We start from the raw sequence: 15,421 nt of genomic DNA, 5'->3' as shown, positions 1-15,421 counted from the left end.
GAAGTCTAGTGATTAAATAGGCTTATAACGACTCAACCCGGCGTTTGTTTACACTAATTCAGAACCTGGTAGGGGAGCAGGGAACGCATGGCGCTGTTTATGCTCACCAGCTATTTACAGCGGAAAATTCATGCCCACACGATACATATAAGCGTAAGAGAAAAAGTGGTGCGTAGCACGGCCAACGCGGTCGGCTCCGATTTCGGCCCCGGTGTAGTTGGCAAATGCCAATTGGCCGTCGCCCTGAACGAAGAGACGGTTGTAGATCGTGAGTTTTAGCCCCGCCGACGTACCCGCCACCCAGCCTTGCGGGCGGAAATGACCCTTGCTATCTGAACTGCCCAGGATCGTTGAAATCGTAACCGAGATAAGCGGCCCCACACCGGCTTTGGTAATGGCGTCGAGCGAAAGGTGCTTGCCCTGCCAGACGGGCCACTTTTTCACGGCATTGATCATTAGGTAATTATTGCCGTTTGTGTGTTGCAGGTGTAGAAATGAGGGTGTCAGCAGCGTGTCTTTGTCAATGGTACGCCCCCGGATGTTTCCCTGAAGGCGAACCGTCTGGTAATCGTCAACCGTGTATTTAAGGTGGTCCCAAGACAGCTCAATGCCCCAGCCATTCTTGTTGTTGAAGAAGTAGCCGCCATTCATCTGATACTGCGGAATGGTCAGGTACGTGATTCGCCAGAAATCGGCCATGTCGGGCGATTCGTGCGCATGCGCGTCTACGATCGTGAAGTCGTAGTTATCAGTTGTCGTGTTTCGGAACCGGATAGTGCTTCGTGAGTAAGCCTCGTGGTTGTATCCCCAGGAAAAATAAAAGGAGCTTTTCTTCGGAACTGTCGACAAACGTAGGTTAGGTAGTTGAGCGAGCGAGTGAGTCGAACTGGTACTGAGTAATAAAGCAACGAGCAATAAACGTTCTTTCATGAAATAGTCTGTTCGGTGGGGGCCCGCCGAGTGACGGGTACAGCCTAGACGAAGAAATAGACTTAGTTAGTTTCTATTAAATGGTTATTTAATTAGTGGTCGTTTTTTAGTGAAAAATAACCACGCTAAGATTATAGAATCAGCATAAGCGGATGTGGCGATGACGCGAAAAGCAGCGTAAAGCATGTGACCACCTTGCCGCTGGCGGGTCCGAACAAATTGACTAGCGTGATTTGCCTATATGTCATCAACTTCCGTTACCGGCCCCCTGCGTGGCTTACGCATCCTTGACCTTACACGGTTGCTACCCGGCCCGCTCGGTACTATGTTGATGGCCGACATGGGTGCTGAAGTCATCAAAATAGAACAGCCGGCCAGTCCCGATTATGTCAGGCTCTTTCCACCGTATAGCAATGGCGAATCAGTGAATTACCTGGCCTATAACCGGTCGAAGAAGAGTGTACTCCTCGACTATAGCACCGACGAAGGCCGCGAAACTTTCTTGAAACTCATTGAAACCGCCGACGTGCTGGTCGAGCAGTTTCGCCCTGGTCATCTCGATCGCCTCGGACTTGGTTATACTACCGCCCGCAGCCGTAATCCCCGCATCATTTATGTATCGGTGACAGGCTACGGGCAAACGGGTCCATATGCGCACCTGGCCGGGCATGACCTCAACTACCTTGGGCTGTCGGGCGTACTCAGTCTGAGCGGTGAAGCCGACCAGGTACCGGTGATCCCCGGTGTACAACTGGCCGACATTGCGGGTGGGTCGTATGGCTGTGTCATGGCTACTCTGGCGGCGGTGTATGCCCGGCAGCAAACTGGCGAAGGGCAGCACGTCGACGTATCGATGACCGATTGTGTGATGCCCTTGTTGTCGGTCGCTCATGCGCTGTTTGTCGGTACGGGCCACGTACCTGAGCGCGGGCGCATGCCACTCTCGGGCGGGCAACCCAACTACGGTGTGTATCGTTGCCGCGATGAAGCCGATCCGGAAACAGGTGATGTGACTCCCCGCTACGTGGCACTGGGTACGTTGGAGCCCAAGTTCTGGCAAAAATTCTGTACGCTCGTTGACCGGCCCGACTGGCTGGGTTTTATGGTACCGCAGGCGCCCGAGAAAGTCGACCAGTGCAAAAAGCAGATTCAGGCATTGTTGGCCGAACGTACCCAGGCGGAATGGGTGCAGATAGGCACCGATCATGACCTGCTGATTACCCCCGTGCTGACACTCGACCAACTGGCTGATGACCCACACATACAGGCCCGGCAAATGATCGTGGAAGAGCAGCATCCGGTAGCCGGTACCCTAGCAGGCGTGGGGGTGCCCATCAAGTTTTCGGCAACCCCCGCTCATCCGTCCGGGCCCGCCCCGCAGCTAGGTGCCGATACCGACTCGGTTCTTGCTGCGTGCATTAGCGGATGATGAGTCTACCGGAGCTTGTGATTAAATATACTCAGTGATTGGTTGCCTGGTGAGTTGGTTGTTGGGCGGTGGCTATTCATAAGTACTTACACTATGTATGAACCATCTGGCATGATTTGTGACGACTTGACAGCCCAATAAGAAGCCCTGGATGCGGTTCCTGTTAACAAAGCGAAAGACAGTTGATTTGAGCGTATGACTGCCTGGAAACGTATAGCACTTGCGTAAAACGAGCTTGGCATGAAATTTAGTTACAGTAGCCAGTATAAGTGTAAGTTATCAGTAGACTTGGTGAAAACGTATACAGTAAAGGGTATTGGATGTGCGCTACTGGGCCTGATCGGCCTGGCAACAACGGTATTGGCTGGAGAGGTGCCGAACGTTACCAGGCCTGTTTCGCAGACGTGCCAGCCGCCTGGGCCACCCATCGTGAACGGTGAACGCACCAGCGTCTGTCGGGGTGAGACCATCGCGCTAACGGCTACCGGTTGCCTGGGAACCGTTGTCTGGTCGACGGGCGAGCGGGGATCGTCTATTCGTGTGACGCCCTACCAAACGACCCGGTACACCGCCATTTGCCGCCTGCCCGATGGCTGTGTCAGCTGCTTTGCTGAAGCATATACTGTCACAGTAGGGACGCCGGAAGCCCCGGTCGTGACGGCCGAAAACACGGTGGTCTGCACCGGCGACGTAGTTTCGCTGACGGCCGCTAATTGTAGTGGTACCGTTCAATGGACCGATGCTTCGCTGTCGGGGTATAGCCCCACGGCGCGGGTTTTGCAACCTACAATTTTTCAGGCGACCTGTACGAAAAACGGATGTACTAGCGCGCCATCGCTTCCGCTGGTGGTTGGCGTTGCTACGCCTGCTGTGCCCGCACTGATCAGGCTCTCGGGCGATGGTGACGTATGCGCGGGGCAGTCGGTTCAACTGAATGCGGGCTATTGCGCCGGTCAGGTACGTTGGTCAGACGGTGGTCTGGGCGCTGACCGAACGCTGATTGCTCATCAGACGCTGCGCCTCCGGGCTGTTTGCCGGGTGGGTACCTGCCAGAGCGACAGTTCATCGGCGCTAACCATCGTGGTTCGACCCGGTCAGGTAACGAAGCTTTCCCAAACGACGCTACAAAATGCCTGCCCTTTTCTGACCGCCGATCTGGCCAAAGCCATTGACGGTGTGTTTCAGGCGTCGCAAGTCTATGAATTCCGAACCGGCCCTGCGCCCGACGCACCGGAAGTGGCCACGCCGGGTGCGGTACTGGCGGGCACGTACTACCTGTCGGCGCGTACGTTTTCGGGTTGTCTGAGCCAACCGGTCGCCGTGTCGGTAGTGATAACGGCCTGTGCAAACGGGATTGCGCCCTGCCTGAGTAATCCACCGGCGGTTAGCCTTTCGCTTGATTCGCTGGATCTGAATCGGGGGTTGGTTTGCCTGAAAGCCCGCGTGCGGGGTGTGGTCACGACAAGTGGTCAACTGCCTGCTGCCTGGTCTTGCTCGGGAACGGGGCTGTTTACCGGCCAGCAAACCCTGCAGCCCCGCTATGTGGCTTCTGAAACCGATCGACAGACGGGGCTGGTTACGTTTTCGATCACCACCCCCGACCCTGATGGGGTAGGGCCTTGCGTAGCGGGGGCTGCTAAACTTGCCGTTGTTGTGTCGCAATCCAGCACCACTCCCCGGACAGACAGTACCAATGTGATAATAAAGCAACCTGTAACGCCCGAAGGAACCGTGTTTATTCCGGAAGGTTTCTCGCCAAACGGAGACGGGATCAATGACCGATTTGTGATTCAGGGTGTGCCAGCAACAGCTACGGTCGATCTGGAGGTGTTCAATCGCTGGGGGTACAAGGTGTATGCCGATTCCAATTATAAGAACGATTGGGAAGGCCAGGCGAATCAGGGAATTCGGGCGGCCGGAAATCAGGGTTTGCCCGATGGTACTTACTTTTATGTAGTACGAATCAGCGATGGCCGTGAGTACGTAAAATTTTTAACTATAGCCCGATAAGTGTATATCCAACTAAATCATTAGACAAACTCGTTATCTCTCGTGGGAGCCTCACAACCACGTTTAGGCACGAAATATCCACCGCACTAGTATTTATGAGACGGTTTTCTAATTTACTTATTTTTCTGCTATTGCTGGTTTCCGGGTTAGCTGTGGCCGGACCAGATCAACAACCACCCGATTCGCTGCTTATTCAGGCCGACCGGATGCTGAGTTACAAAGCCTACGGGCGCGCAATTGATTTATACACGCAATTATTGAGTAACCCTAAACTGGCGGCGGTACAACGAAGTAGTGCGCAATCGTCGTTGGCGCAGGCCTACAGGGCTGTGGGCGACAATGTAAAAGCTGAACGAATGTTTCGGGAGTGGCAGGCCGGTCTGACACCCGGCCAGGAATCGCCGGCTATGGTGCTACTCTACGCGAAAACACTGGCCAGTAACGGCAAATTCAAAGAGGCCCAGGACCAATTCGACCGGTACGAACTGTTAAATGAAAAGCAGCGTAGTCGCCGGTTGGCTCCCGTGCCTACATCTGCTAGTGGCGGCGCTGCCGGAGCGCGTGGGGAAGCTGTGCGGTATCAGATTGAAGACCTGAACCTAAATACGGCGAATGAAGAGTTCAGTCCGATGTATTACCTGGATGGGCTCGTTTACGTGGCGGGCAGCAAAGGCGGATCAACGATTGAAGCGAGCGGTAGCGGGGGAGGAAGTGGTTACCTTGATCTGGTTTACGTACCTAATCGGTCGCTGCTTACAGCTAAACGGCGTATCAATGCGGATGGTGAGGTTGTAGACGTCAAGAAAAAACCAGCGGCGAAAGCTTCATCCGGGACTGTTCTTGGGCGCGACCAGTACACGGCTCCAACGGCCAATGATTCGCGCACGGCTACTACCTTCGAAGGGGGAATTAATGTGGCACAGGGGCTCGGCTACGCGAAAAAAACCGTGAATGCTGATCGGCAGTTCTCGCAATCACTCAATACAAAGTACCACGAAGGTCCGGCAACATTTACAGCTGATGGCTCGCAGATCATCTTCACGCGTAACAATTACAATAACGGCAAGGCTAAAACCAGCGAGGAGAACGTCAACACGCTGAAATTGTACACCGCGCGACAAATCAACGGGGCGTGGGCCAATGTAACTGAACTTCCTTTCAACAGTGATGACTATGCGGTGGGCCATCCTGCTCTGTGCAAAGGCCGCGACGGTACACCCGACCAACTGTTGTTTTTTGTGTCAAACATGCCGGGTGGCATAGGCGGTACCGACCTGTATGTGTCGAGATGGGTCAATAACCGCTGGAGCGAACCCGTCAATCTGGGGCCAAGCATTAATACAAAAGGCAACGAGCTGTTTCCGTTTGCCGACGAAAACGGTAATCTCTACTTCTCGTCTGACGGACGGCGCGGGTTGGGTGGGCTCGATGTGTTTTATGCCGCTATGGATGGCACAGTCGTTAAAACAGTGGAAACGATTGATGCGCCTATTAACTCAAATGCCGACGATTTCGGGCTTATTACCGATGGCTCCCGGCTGACAGGTTACTTCAGCAGTAACCGAAGCGGCTCCGACGACGTTTTCCGATTTACCCGTGAGAGCTCGCTGTTCGGCTGCCGTGACCTTACCGTCCGTGTCTTCGATGTTACTACCGATGCACCGATCGATAGCGTTATGGTTACTGCGAAAGGAAAGCGCGTAGGGCAGGCAGATCAAGTGTTGATGGGCGATAAAAACGGATTCGTGCGTCTGTGTCTGGATGCCGAAAGCGATTATATATTCACTGCCGCCCGTGACGGCTACGTCAGCAGTACAGTTGGCTTGTCTACCCGGGCTCTTACCGACGACCAGCCGTTGCGCCTCGAAATGGCACTGGCGAAACCAACGCTGGTTATCGATACAATCTACACCGAGGCCGTGAAGCCGAAGCGTCCGCTGGTCAATTCCCGAATTCGGGGCGTGGTGCTGGGCGAACGTGACGGGTCGCCCATCGAGGGTGTGATCATGAAATTAAAAAACGACTGTAACGGCAAGACCCAGTCGGCCGTAACTGATGCGGCAGGTACGTATGAATTCGATATCGTGGAAGGTTGTGACTATACCCTTACTGCCAGCAAACCTATGTACGGAACCAGCACCAGTAAGGTGAAACGGGTGGAGAAAAAATCGACGCCGAAAGAACTGGTTGCTATGGTTCGGATGTGGCACGTGGGCGATGTAATTACGATCGACAATATTTACTACGACCTTGGTAATTCGACCATCCGCCCCGACGCGGCGCGAGAGTTGAACAAAATGGTTGCCACCATGCGGCGTTACCCGACGCTGGTGATCGAGATTCGTTCACATACAGACAGCCGCGGCGATGCCGGTGCAAACAAAGAGCTATCAACGCGGCGGGCACGGGCTGTAGCCGATTATCTCGCCTCAAAAGGTATCAGCCGTAAACGGATGCTGGCAACGGGCTACGGCGAATCCATGCTGGTCAACAACTGCACCGATGGCGTAATCTGTACCGAAAACGAGCACCAGCGCAACCGCCGAACCGAGTTCAAGGTGTTGGCTATCAAGTAAGGCGCTGAGAAGAGGGGTCAACTAAAGTGATGCCGCGAATACCGTGTAAAAATCAATTTTTACGCTGTGTTCGCGGCATCACTTTGTTAAGTCAGCGCGGCATCACCTGGTAACCAGGTGATAGGACAAGGCACCAGAAGGCCCTGTTGCATTGCTGACCGGATAAAGGCCTTGTAGTGAGCGGGCACGTACCGGGCACTGGGTCAATTGTGGCGGGCTAATCAGTAGAAAGAATAAGGTTTGGTATTCAGTCGGTAAAACTAGTGCTGGCTGCAAAAGCCAGGTAAACCAACCGGACCTAAACCATGCAAAACCAATCATCACGTCGTCAGTTCTTGGGCGCTACTGCCGCTCTCGTTTCGGGAGCGATGCTCGGGAGTAGTAAGCTTTTTGGGGCTCCAGCCATTATTCGCAGCCTGGATAAGCCAAATTCATTGATTGGCGGTGTGCAGATTGGCGTCATCACCTACTCGTTTCGGGATATGCCCGACCAGAGCGCCGAGGCCACCCTTCAGTATGTGCTCGATTGCGGCATTAGTGCCATTGAATTGATGGGTGGGCCCGCTGAATCGTTTGCGGGTGCCCCCAAAAATCCGGTCAATATGCAGGTGCTGTTTCCGCTGATGCGCAAACGGCGCGAAAATCAGCCTTTGACCGCCGATGAGGAAAAGATGGTGGCCGACGCTGACGTGCAGACTAAAGCCTACCGATCTGAACTAGCCAAGTGGCGGCTGTCTGCGCCTATGGCCAAGTTTGAGCAGGTCCGGAAGCTGTACAATAAGGCCGGCGTGACCATCTACGGATTTAAGCCCGACGCGTTTAGTATACAGAATACCGACGCCGACATAAACTATGGCATGCAGGCGGCTAAAGCACTGGGTGCCAATCAGGTAACGGTAGAGCACCCAGCAAACGATGCGCAGACGCTTCGGTTAGGGAAACTCGCCGAAAAGCATGGCCTGCGCGTTGGCTACCACGGCCACGAGCAGCAAACGCCCACATTCTGGGACACCGCCCTGGCGCAATCGACCGGCAACGCTATGAATTTTGATCTGGGCCATTACGTGGCTGCCGGTCAACCCGACCCGCTCGACCTGATCCGGCAAAAGCATACGCGCATTGCGAGCATGCACATCAAAGACCGCCAACTGCCAGCTAATGGTAAAGGCAATCTACCCTGGGGACAGGGTGACACGCCGCTGCTTCAAGTGCTCAAATTGATGCGCGATCAGAAGTATAACTTCCCCGCTACGGTTGAACTCGAATACAAAGTGCCAGCCGGTTCGAACGCGGTGGCCGAAGTCAAGAAATGCGTCGACTTTTGCCGGAATGCGCTGAGCTAGCAGACGCTGTCCGTGCTGACTTAAGCGGCTACCAGTCGTGAAGATCCTTGATCGATCCAAAGCCGATGAGATCCTTGACGGGCTCGTCGCGGAGTTCGGTTGCGCGCACAAGGCTGTTGTTTCCGAACCGCGCATTAATGTCGTGTAGCGTTTGCCGAAATTTGTCTTTGCGCGTATTGTCCTCAAACAGGGTATACTGAATGTGGTCGGCCGGAATGAAATCACTGACGCCAACACCAATTTGCCCGACCTCAGCGTTGAGCAGCGGGCTGCACTGATGTGCGTCTTGATAGCGCTTCATCCGGCTGCACAATAGGTTGAACAAGTCGATGCCGTCCTGTATAGGAATGCTAAAAGTCAGGCTGTCTTCGTAGCGCTTGCCGTTGTAATAACGTACCCAGCCCTGCAACTGGCGGCAGAAAAACTGCTGGCGTACCATCCGCCGTTCGAGGGTTAGGCAGAGGGTACGCAGAATCGTTTCCAGCAACTCCGGTGAGCGTCTTTGCTCGGCCGACACCGACCGAATGGCCTGCATCTGCTTGTAGGCGTGGGTGACCAGGTCTACCTCGCCGCCGAAATTCAGCCGTAGGTGCCAATGCCAGCCAATGATGCTCTTACACACCTGCTTCAATCGGTCGGGTGAGGCGTAGCGGAGTTCGAGGGGCGAGTGGATACCGCCCGCCCGTAGCCGGGTAGCCATGTTGTGGCCAATGCCGGGCAAATCGGTCAGAGTCAGGTTGCCTAGGACATCGTCGATGTTGGCGGGTGATATCGTGACCAGTCCGTCGGGCTTTTGTAGGTTCGAGGCGAGTTTGGCCAGAAAAGCATTGGGAGCAATTCCGATAGAGCAACGCAAGTAGTCGCCTATTTCAGTGCGAATCGCCTGTTTGATCCGGTTGGCTACGTCGGGCATGCTTTTGTAAGCCAACTGGTAGTTGGTCAGATCGATCACCGCCTCGTCGATGCTTTTGGGTAGCACATCATCGGAGAAGCGTTTGAACAGATTGATGAGCTTGACGTGGTATGATCGGTAGCGGTTAGGGCTTGTTTCGACCGGTACCAGATCGGGGCAGATGCCCATCGCTTCGTCGAGTCGCATGCCAGTTTTTACACCCCGTAGCTTGGCCTCAACGGAGGGGGCGATCACGCAACCGCGTGCTCCCGTGTACACGCATACAGCTACGGGCCTCCCCCTTAGCCAGTAGTTATCCTGCTGTTCGCAGCTGGCAAAAAAGCTGTTCATATCGACAAAAAGCACCGTTGGCTCAGTATGGGTACGCAGGCGGTTGTCATTCATGAAATATCAGCTAAAACTCACAAAGTATGCTTTCCTTTTGATAGTAAATTGTCGTAAACTTGCATTGGAACGGTGCAATATATTTTACTTATAACACACTATCCAAATTTTATATAATAAAAATGGAAGACTGTGCAGTAAACATCGAAGCAGTGGAAACGATTCAGGATCGCCTTAAGCAGGTATTTGATGCGCTGGGGATGACCATCTATCAGATTTCCAAAGACTTAGGGGAAAACCCGTCGAAGTTTTACAATATTCTGAGCGGTCGGGCAAAGCCTTCGTATGATACGATAATGAGCCTCTTGGCTTGTTACCCCCAGATCAGAGCCGATTTTCTCTTGCGGGGCATTCTGCCCGTGCTGGCCGACGGCACTAGCGACGGGGGGAACAGTAAGTTTATTGTGACCGACGAGAACCTGATCGAGGTGCCGTTCGTGCCCATTAAATTTTACGCCAGTTTTGTAGAAACCTATACCGAAGGGTTCCGCAAAATGGACATGGATACGTACCGGGTACGCAGCTCATCAGTCCGGTCTAACAAACCGGTTGTCGTTATCGAAATATCGGGGAACAGTATGACGCCCCAGCTAGGCAACGGTGCCAAGGTGTTGGCCGAACAAGTGGATCAAAGCAACTGGGAATACCAGTCGGGCGGGATTTACGCGGTCATGTACCGCGACTATTTTGTGGTGAAGCGCATTCGCGACAACGAGCTGATGACCAAGCGGTACCTAACGCTGCATTCAGATAACCCACTGGGCGGTAGCGTCACGGTGGGGCATAAAGACCTGCGCGGCATCTGGAAAATCATCAGCATCGTCGATTCGCCGGTCGAGTAAAGACATGAGGTTCATATCTCAAGCGCTTCGCTACTCTACGGAATGGGAGGTGTAGCGCAGCGCTTGAGACGTGAAACTTACAAAATTCCCTTTGCGAAATTCAGTACGCCGCCCAACTGCTGCTTCACGGCTGGTTCGGCAGCTGCTCCACCAAGGCCCCCCAGCTTACTCACGCCTGACAGGGCTGTGCCAATCAGCGAACTGCCTGTCGATGCGGCCTCGCCACCTAGTGAAGGGAGACCGCCTTTTAGCAGGTTTAGGCCGCCAGTAAGCGCGCCTACGGACCCGAGCAGGCTTCCACCGCCGCCAAGCAAGCTACTGATCTGATTGGCCCCTAACGCCATCTTTACAAGCGATACCGCTTTCGTGAGCACATTGCCCGATACTGCTCCGCTCTCTACCCCCGGAATCAATTTCTTTAGATTGCCGACCTGGTTCATTAGCTTACCGCCGAAATCGCCTTTACTGCTGGTAGCCTGTGCTTCGGCAGCGGCTATACCTTCGTTTAGTGCACTTACTGTAGCAGCTTTGTCACCCTTGCCACTGGCCATAATCGCCTGATCGAGTTTCGTTGCTGCCGAATCGGCGGCCGACGTTGCGCCAACAATGGCTGTTGTTGCCGAGGCGCTGGATACCGTTTTAGGCAATGTGCCAAACTGGGCAAAAGCACCCGTTGTGCCTATCAGCAGGCCAACGAGTGTTAATTTTGAGCAGGTAAACAGGTTGTGTGTCATCGTATGTTTGATTTGCCGGGGGAAGATGGCCAAATGGTTTGGGCAAAACCAGCCTCAGTAAGACTTTTAACCTACTTTTTAGTAACTCATTAACCCATGAAATGCTTCGCTTTTTTTGTTGGCCTTTTAGCCATCGGTATGGTGTCTGGTGTACAGGCCCAACCTAAATCAACGACCGACCGGCTCTATGTAGGTACGTACTCTATACGCGGAAGCGAAGGAATCTACGCCGTTGACTTCAACCGCGCGTCGGGCGCGCTCTCGATTGTGGGCACTGCCAGCAACAAACAGAACCCATCGTTTCTGGCCTTGCACCCGTCAAAAAAATACCTGTATGCCGTAAACGAGTCTAGCGCCAGTGCTGCCGGGGCTAGTGCCTACAAGATTGATAAGGCGGCAGGTACATTGACATTGCTAAACCAGCAGGCAACAGAAGGATCAGGACCTTGCCATGTCAGTATCGACAAAGCTGGCAAAATGGCGTTTGTATCGGCCTACGGCGGCGGCGTTTTTACAGCACTACCCATTGAAGCCGACGGCACGCTGGGTACGTTGGTAGAGCAGGTTCAGTATGAAGGCAAAAACCCCGACAACGCACGGCAGGACGGGCCACATGCACACTCGGCCACCGTCTCGCCCGATAGCAAGCAGGTGTACGTGGCCGATCTGGGCAACGACCGGGTATACATCTACAACATTGGCGGTAACAAGCCCGTCCCCAATGCTATGCCCTTTGTCACGGTGAAAAAAGGATCGGGGCCGCGCCATATTGCCATGCACCCCAATGGGCGGTTTGTATACCTAGTCGAAGAGCTTACATCGTCAATGGCGGTGTTCACCAGAAATCCTAAAACGGGAGCGCTGACCTTGATTCAGGAAGGAATAGCCACACTACCTGCCGACTTTACGGGCAAGAATAAAAATACCTCCGCCGATATTCACATCGATGCAGCGGGGAAATACATTTATCAGTCGAACCGGGGGCATAATGCGCTGGCCGTGTTGAAAATCGGTACTAATGGCGTACCTACGTTGGTTGGACATGTACCTACGGGTGGAAAGACACCCCGCAATTTCTGGCTCGATCCGCGCGGGCAGTTTGTGATCGTTGCCAATCAGGACAGCGATAACCTCGTTGTGTTCCGGCGCAATGCAACCACTGGCATGCTCACCCCAACCGGGCAGGAGTTAAAAATTCCAGCACCCGTCTGCGTCATCTCGGGGCAGTAGGAGAGGTTTACACACAGCGAAACAGGGGGCATATAGAGAAAATAACTCTATGTGCCCCCTGTTTTGCTGTGTGTAAAAACGTTTAATCAATCCACATCACCTTATCATAGGCGATTTCGTAGTTGATTTCTTCCAATGGAAGCGATTCAATAAACTCACCGGCGGCGTTGACCCGAACACCGTGCCAAAGGCCGGTGGCATCGCGCAACAAGATGTGGTACCCGTAGAGCGGGTGGTACAGGGCTTCATCGGTGCGGTGGTCCCAGCCCGTTTGAAGCTCAATGGCGAACCCGACGCGGCTGATCACTTCCTGCATCTGGTCGAGCAACGTACCTGTGGTGCTGAGATCTTCGATCCAAAGCACCAGATTATCGGTTCCCCAGTCGAACTGAATCGGCGAAGGCCGAACCGACACCAGCAGCGCAGTGAGCGCGGCGGTATCAATCAACTGGGCCGTTGAGAGGGGTACTGACGGCGTTGTTGTGTTCATAGTCTGTTGTTTCTATAGAACAAAAAACCATGCCGATTAGTCCGTTAACCCGCTGGTTTCCTGCCACTTTTTAAGCCAGAACCGGTACTTTTTCCGACCATACTCGATGAACCCCGGGAGCGACGTGGCATCGACCGCAAAGAGGCGATGAGGCTGGTCTTTCATCACCCCGATGAGCACAAACCGAAACTGTTTGGTCGTCGTCCACTCGTGCCGGTCGGCATAGCGGAGGCTGTCGAGGTAAAACGCAGCCTGCCGGTCGTAGTCATAATCATAGCAGCTTTGCAGAAACTGCGCCTGGGTACGTGCCGAGGTAGTTTTGAAATCAAAAATTAGGGCGTTCTGCCGTTTCGGACTGGTATAAACCAGGTCGAGGCGCGACTTGCAGGCGAGTTGGGTAGTTGGGTCTGTAAAGAGCACAACCCGTTCGCGTTCGGCTTCGCCAGCGTCCGATTTATACCCGGCGCGCCCTTGCTCAGCCATCTGTAGGTACCGACGGCAAAATGGATCATGGCGTACAGCATCCATCAGCCCGGACGTGGGGCCACCGTCTAGTTTGTTGGGCTCGTGGCTTGTCAGTCGGCTATTGGTCAGGTCAGGAAGCAACTGTTCCAGTACGGTGCCAATTGCTTCGGGTTCCAGCAGATGCTGGTGAAATGCTTTTCCAAAGCTACGTGCCTGCTCGGTAGCCCGGCTGGTGGCGGCCAACTGGTAGCCCAGTTGTTCTTCTTTGAGCCGGGTTAAGTCCGAATTGGAAATGCGCGGCAGCGCGCGGTAATCGAGGCCAGTGGTGCGGATGACCTGCGCCGGGGCCATTGACGACTTGGAGTCGTACAGCAAGGATGGAGTCATACGTGAGTTGGGAAGTGAAGTCCTGGTCTACGGTTCGTCGTTTGCTGTTTATCGTTGCTTCGCTAAACCACGAACTGGTTGATTGGCGAAGCAATGATAAACAGCAAACGACGAACCGTAGACCAAACCCCGATTACACGCCGGCGGCCAGCAAACCCGAGGCGGGTTCGTCGATGGCGTGGGCAAACGGGTTATAATAGTTGAACGCGGTTTTTATGTTTGCGATGTCGGTTAGTGTTTCCTGACGGAACACTTTATAATCCTGCGCAAACTGCTTCAACTCTGCCGACTTCTCGGGGTTGGCCATCTTGTAGGAGAAGTTGGCGATGTAATAAACCCCCTTGGGCTGAATTTTATTATTCTCTTTTTTCTCGGCCACCGCCGTGATCACTACGTCGGCCAGTGTGAGGTCGTCGTAGTACAGCGGCTCGATCAACCGGAAGATATTATCGACCGAATAACCGTGGAAAAGAACGGCTGAGACGCAGTTTTTTTCATCGATGAAAAAGAGCTCTGCCCAGTTCTTTGTGCCCATATTCAGGATGTTATCCGTGAAAATGCGCCAGGCAATCGGTTGGAATGTGAGGGTTCGCCCCAGCTTCTCGGCCCCATTGATATTGAACACACCTTCTTTGGCGTCGAACCGGTATTGGCGTGGATGACCCTCCAGATACTTGTACCGACTGACCACTTCGCCCGTACCCTCGTGAATCATTTGGTACGGTTTCACCACCTGAGCGTTTTGAAATGTCTCGATTGTGTTCTTGTTTTGCGTGTTCATTAGTATTTGTTGTTTACTGTTCGAGCAGGGGGTCCGGTTGAGACCCCTTTTGCCTTTTATAGGGGTGTTGTTTACTGGTTTAAAGATACGCATAGTTAGTCAAATAGAAAAATATAGTGTCCGTTTTTTGTCGCATAAGACGCATTGAAATACGGCAGCCATACTCCCCTCTATTTTCCCGGCATTTTGCCTGTTGAAGCCCCGCTAAAATGGCTTAGAAGCCCAGTATTGGTTCCATTACTCCCAGCGAAAACAGCGACATATGCCCCACTATTTTAGTTGAACGATAGTTGGCCTCAATAATAGCCCAAATCGACGATTTTCGGCGGCTAAAACAAGTGACTGACCCGTCGGGTTATAGAGGAAAACAAATCCATCAGCGCTATGGCGACCCAATCACCTTTCGACCCCGATAATGTCGATCCAGAATTTTATTCGCAAAACCCCAACCAGCAGGCTAAATCTGATTACGGTCACGAATCGGAAGGGGTAGGCACCAACACGTATAAAGACAGCACGTCGGGGCAGGACATGGCTTCTGAAAACCGTGATTACGTAGCGGGAACACGGGCCGAAACATTCACGGACAACAACCCGGATGCGCCCCGCGGCGAGAGCGTAGGCACATACCAGGAATGGGACGTTGATCCGGCCCTGCTTAACCCCGACAAAGAAGTAAAAGGCCTGACCGAGGCGGAGGCTAAACACCTGGAGTCGCTTCCTGATAATCCATCCGACGAGGCGCTTTTCCACCGGGGCGACGCAACGTACCTAGAGCAGGGCGACGATCCGACCCGCCAGTATGACCCCCACAACAAAGGGTATGACGACAAAGCCGGCAAAGAGCAGTAACTATCAGCTTACGCTTTAGCCGATCAATTAATAAACAGGAAGTGCCAGTGCGGAG

General features: G+C 53.6%; 13 protein-coding genes. 7 read left to right on the top strand and 6 right to left on the bottom strand.

Going from position 1 to position 15,421, the window contains the following annotated elements:
- Window positions 1-114: 114 nt before the first annotated feature.
- Window positions 115-930 (bottom strand): hypothetical protein, encoded by an 816-nt coding sequence (locus tag F7231_RS10305; RefSeq protein WP_229369785.1) that lies wholly within the window; start codon window positions 928-930, stop codon window positions 115-117.
- Between the two features lie 241 nt (window positions 931-1,171).
- On the opposite strand from F7231_RS10305, the gene F7231_RS10300 reads away from it, so the two are divergent.
- The 4 genes from F7231_RS10300 to F7231_RS10285 all read left to right on the top strand — a co-directional run bounded on the left by F7231_RS10300 (window position 1,172) and on the right by F7231_RS10285 (window position 8,288).
- The gene (locus F7231_RS10300) at window positions 1,172-2,359 is read left to right on the top strand and encodes a CaiB/BaiF CoA transferase family protein (RefSeq protein WP_166691817.1); all 1,188 of its coding nucleotides are present in this window, start codon (window positions 1,172-1,174) and stop codon (window positions 2,357-2,359) included.
- A gap of 240 nt (window positions 2,360-2,599) precedes the next feature.
- Window positions 2,600-4,369, top strand: coding sequence for a T9SS type B sorting domain-containing protein (locus F7231_RS10295; RefSeq protein ID WP_166691816.1), 1,770 nt, complete (start codon window positions 2,600-2,602; stop codon window positions 4,367-4,369).
- Between the two features lie 95 nt (window positions 4,370-4,464).
- Window positions 4,465-6,945 carry an OmpA family protein gene (locus F7231_RS10290; protein ID WP_166691815.1) on the top strand — a complete coding sequence of 827 codons (2,481 nt, stop codon included), beginning with the start codon at window positions 4,465-4,467 and terminating at the stop codon, window positions 6,943-6,945.
- Between the two features lie 305 nt (window positions 6,946-7,250).
- The gene (locus F7231_RS10285) at window positions 7,251-8,288 is read left to right on the top strand and encodes a sugar phosphate isomerase/epimerase family protein (protein ID WP_166691814.1); all 1,038 of its coding nucleotides are present in this window, start codon (window positions 7,251-7,253) and stop codon (window positions 8,286-8,288) included.
- A 28-nt stretch (window positions 8,289-8,316) separates the two neighbouring features.
- Here F7231_RS10285 and F7231_RS10280 read toward each other — a convergent pair whose 3' ends face one another.
- On the bottom strand, window positions 8,317-9,585 hold the full coding sequence (locus F7231_RS10280) for a DNA polymerase Y family protein (RefSeq protein WP_166691813.1): 1,269 nt from the start codon (window positions 9,583-9,585) through the stop codon (window positions 8,317-8,319).
- 122 nt (window positions 9,586-9,707) lie between these two features.
- Between F7231_RS10280 and F7231_RS10275 the strand changes: the two genes are divergently transcribed.
- Complete coding sequence (locus F7231_RS10275) at window positions 9,708-10,427, top strand: LexA family transcriptional regulator (RefSeq protein WP_198172166.1); 720 nt, start codon at window positions 9,708-9,710, stop codon at window positions 10,425-10,427.
- A gap of 77 nt (window positions 10,428-10,504) precedes the next feature.
- Here the strand turns inward: F7231_RS10275 and F7231_RS10270 are convergent, their stop codons facing one another.
- The gene (locus tag F7231_RS10270) at window positions 10,505-11,161 is read right to left on the bottom strand and encodes a hypothetical protein (RefSeq protein ID WP_166691812.1); all 657 of its coding nucleotides are present in this window, start codon (window positions 11,159-11,161) and stop codon (window positions 10,505-10,507) included.
- A 96-nt stretch (window positions 11,162-11,257) separates the two neighbouring features.
- Here F7231_RS10270 and F7231_RS10265 point away from each other — a divergent pair, with 96 nt between their 5' ends.
- On the top strand, window positions 11,258-12,391 hold the full coding sequence (locus F7231_RS10265; RefSeq protein WP_166691811.1) for a lactonase family protein: 1,134 nt from the start codon (window positions 11,258-11,260) through the stop codon (window positions 12,389-12,391).
- 82 nt (window positions 12,392-12,473) lie between these two features.
- Here the strand turns inward: F7231_RS10265 and F7231_RS10260 are convergent, their stop codons facing one another.
- The 3 genes from F7231_RS10260 to F7231_RS10250 form a co-directional block, all read right to left on the bottom strand.
- Window positions 12,474-12,881, bottom strand: coding sequence for a hypothetical protein (locus tag F7231_RS10260; RefSeq protein ID WP_166691810.1), 408 nt, complete (start codon window positions 12,879-12,881; stop codon window positions 12,474-12,476).
- A 36-nt stretch (window positions 12,882-12,917) separates the two neighbouring features.
- Window positions 12,918-13,733, bottom strand: a complete 816-nt coding sequence (locus tag F7231_RS10255; protein ID WP_374757375.1) for a PD-(D/E)XK nuclease-like domain-containing protein — start codon at window positions 13,731-13,733, stop codon at window positions 12,918-12,920.
- A 133-nt stretch (window positions 13,734-13,866) separates the two neighbouring features.
- Window positions 13,867-14,514: a hypothetical protein gene (locus F7231_RS10250; protein WP_085410967.1), complete on the bottom strand. Its 648-nt coding sequence runs from the start codon at window positions 14,512-14,514 to the stop codon at window positions 13,867-13,869.
- Window positions 14,515-14,898: 384 nt separating this feature from the next.
- On the opposite strand from F7231_RS10250, the gene F7231_RS10245 reads away from it, so the two are divergent.
- Window positions 14,899-15,366, top strand: a complete 468-nt coding sequence (locus tag F7231_RS10245) for a hypothetical protein (protein ID WP_085410966.1) — start codon at window positions 14,899-14,901, stop codon at window positions 15,364-15,366.
- Window positions 15,367-15,421: the final 55 nt, after the last annotated feature.

Origin of the sequence: Fibrivirga algicola, from assembly GCF_011742925.1 — a bacterium.
GTDB lineage: Bacteria > Bacteroidota > Bacteroidia > Cytophagales > Spirosomataceae > Fibrella > Fibrella algicola.
Note: the sequence above shows the minus strand (reverse complement) of the source record. Positions and strands in the feature narration are given on the sequence as shown.

Bases quoted from the DNA above. Each gene is read 5' to 3' on its own strand.
- F7231_RS10305 (WP_229369785.1), bottom strand. From the start codon at position 930: ATGAAAGAACGTTTATTGCTCGTTGCTTTATTACTCAGTACCAGTTCG.
- F7231_RS10300 (WP_166691817.1), top strand. From the start codon at position 1,172: ATGTCATCAACTTCCGTTACCGGCCCCCTGCGTGGCTTACGCATCCTT.
- F7231_RS10295 (WP_166691816.1), top strand. From the start codon at position 2,600: ATGAAATTTAGTTACAGTAGCCAGTATAAGTGTAAGTTATCAGTAGAC.
- F7231_RS10290 (WP_166691815.1), top strand. From the start codon at position 4,465: ATGAGACGGTTTTCTAATTTACTTATTTTTCTGCTATTGCTGGTTTCC.
- F7231_RS10285 (WP_166691814.1), top strand. From the start codon at position 7,251: ATGCAAAACCAATCATCACGTCGTCAGTTCTTGGGCGCTACTGCCGCT.
- F7231_RS10280 (WP_166691813.1), bottom strand. From the start codon at position 9,585: ATGAATGACAACCGCCTGCGTACCCATACTGAGCCAACGGTGCTTTTT.
- F7231_RS10275 (WP_198172166.1), top strand. From the start codon at position 9,708: ATGGAAGACTGTGCAGTAAACATCGAAGCAGTGGAAACGATTCAGGAT.
- F7231_RS10270 (WP_166691812.1), bottom strand. From the start codon at position 11,161: ATGACACACAACCTGTTTACCTGCTCAAAATTAACACTCGTTGGCCTG.
- F7231_RS10265 (WP_166691811.1), top strand. From the start codon at position 11,258: ATGAAATGCTTCGCTTTTTTTGTTGGCCTTTTAGCCATCGGTATGGTG.
- F7231_RS10260 (WP_166691810.1), bottom strand. From the start codon at position 12,881: ATGAACACAACAACGCCGTCAGTACCCCTCTCAACGGCCCAGTTGATT.
- F7231_RS10255 (WP_374757375.1), bottom strand. From the start codon at position 13,733: ATGACTCCATCCTTGCTGTACGACTCCAAGTCGTCAATGGCCCCGGCG.
- F7231_RS10250 (WP_085410967.1), bottom strand. From the start codon at position 14,514: ATGAACACGCAAAACAAGAACACAATCGAGACATTTCAAAACGCTCAG.
- F7231_RS10245 (WP_085410966.1), top strand. From the start codon at position 14,899: ATGGCGACCCAATCACCTTTCGACCCCGATAATGTCGATCCAGAATTT.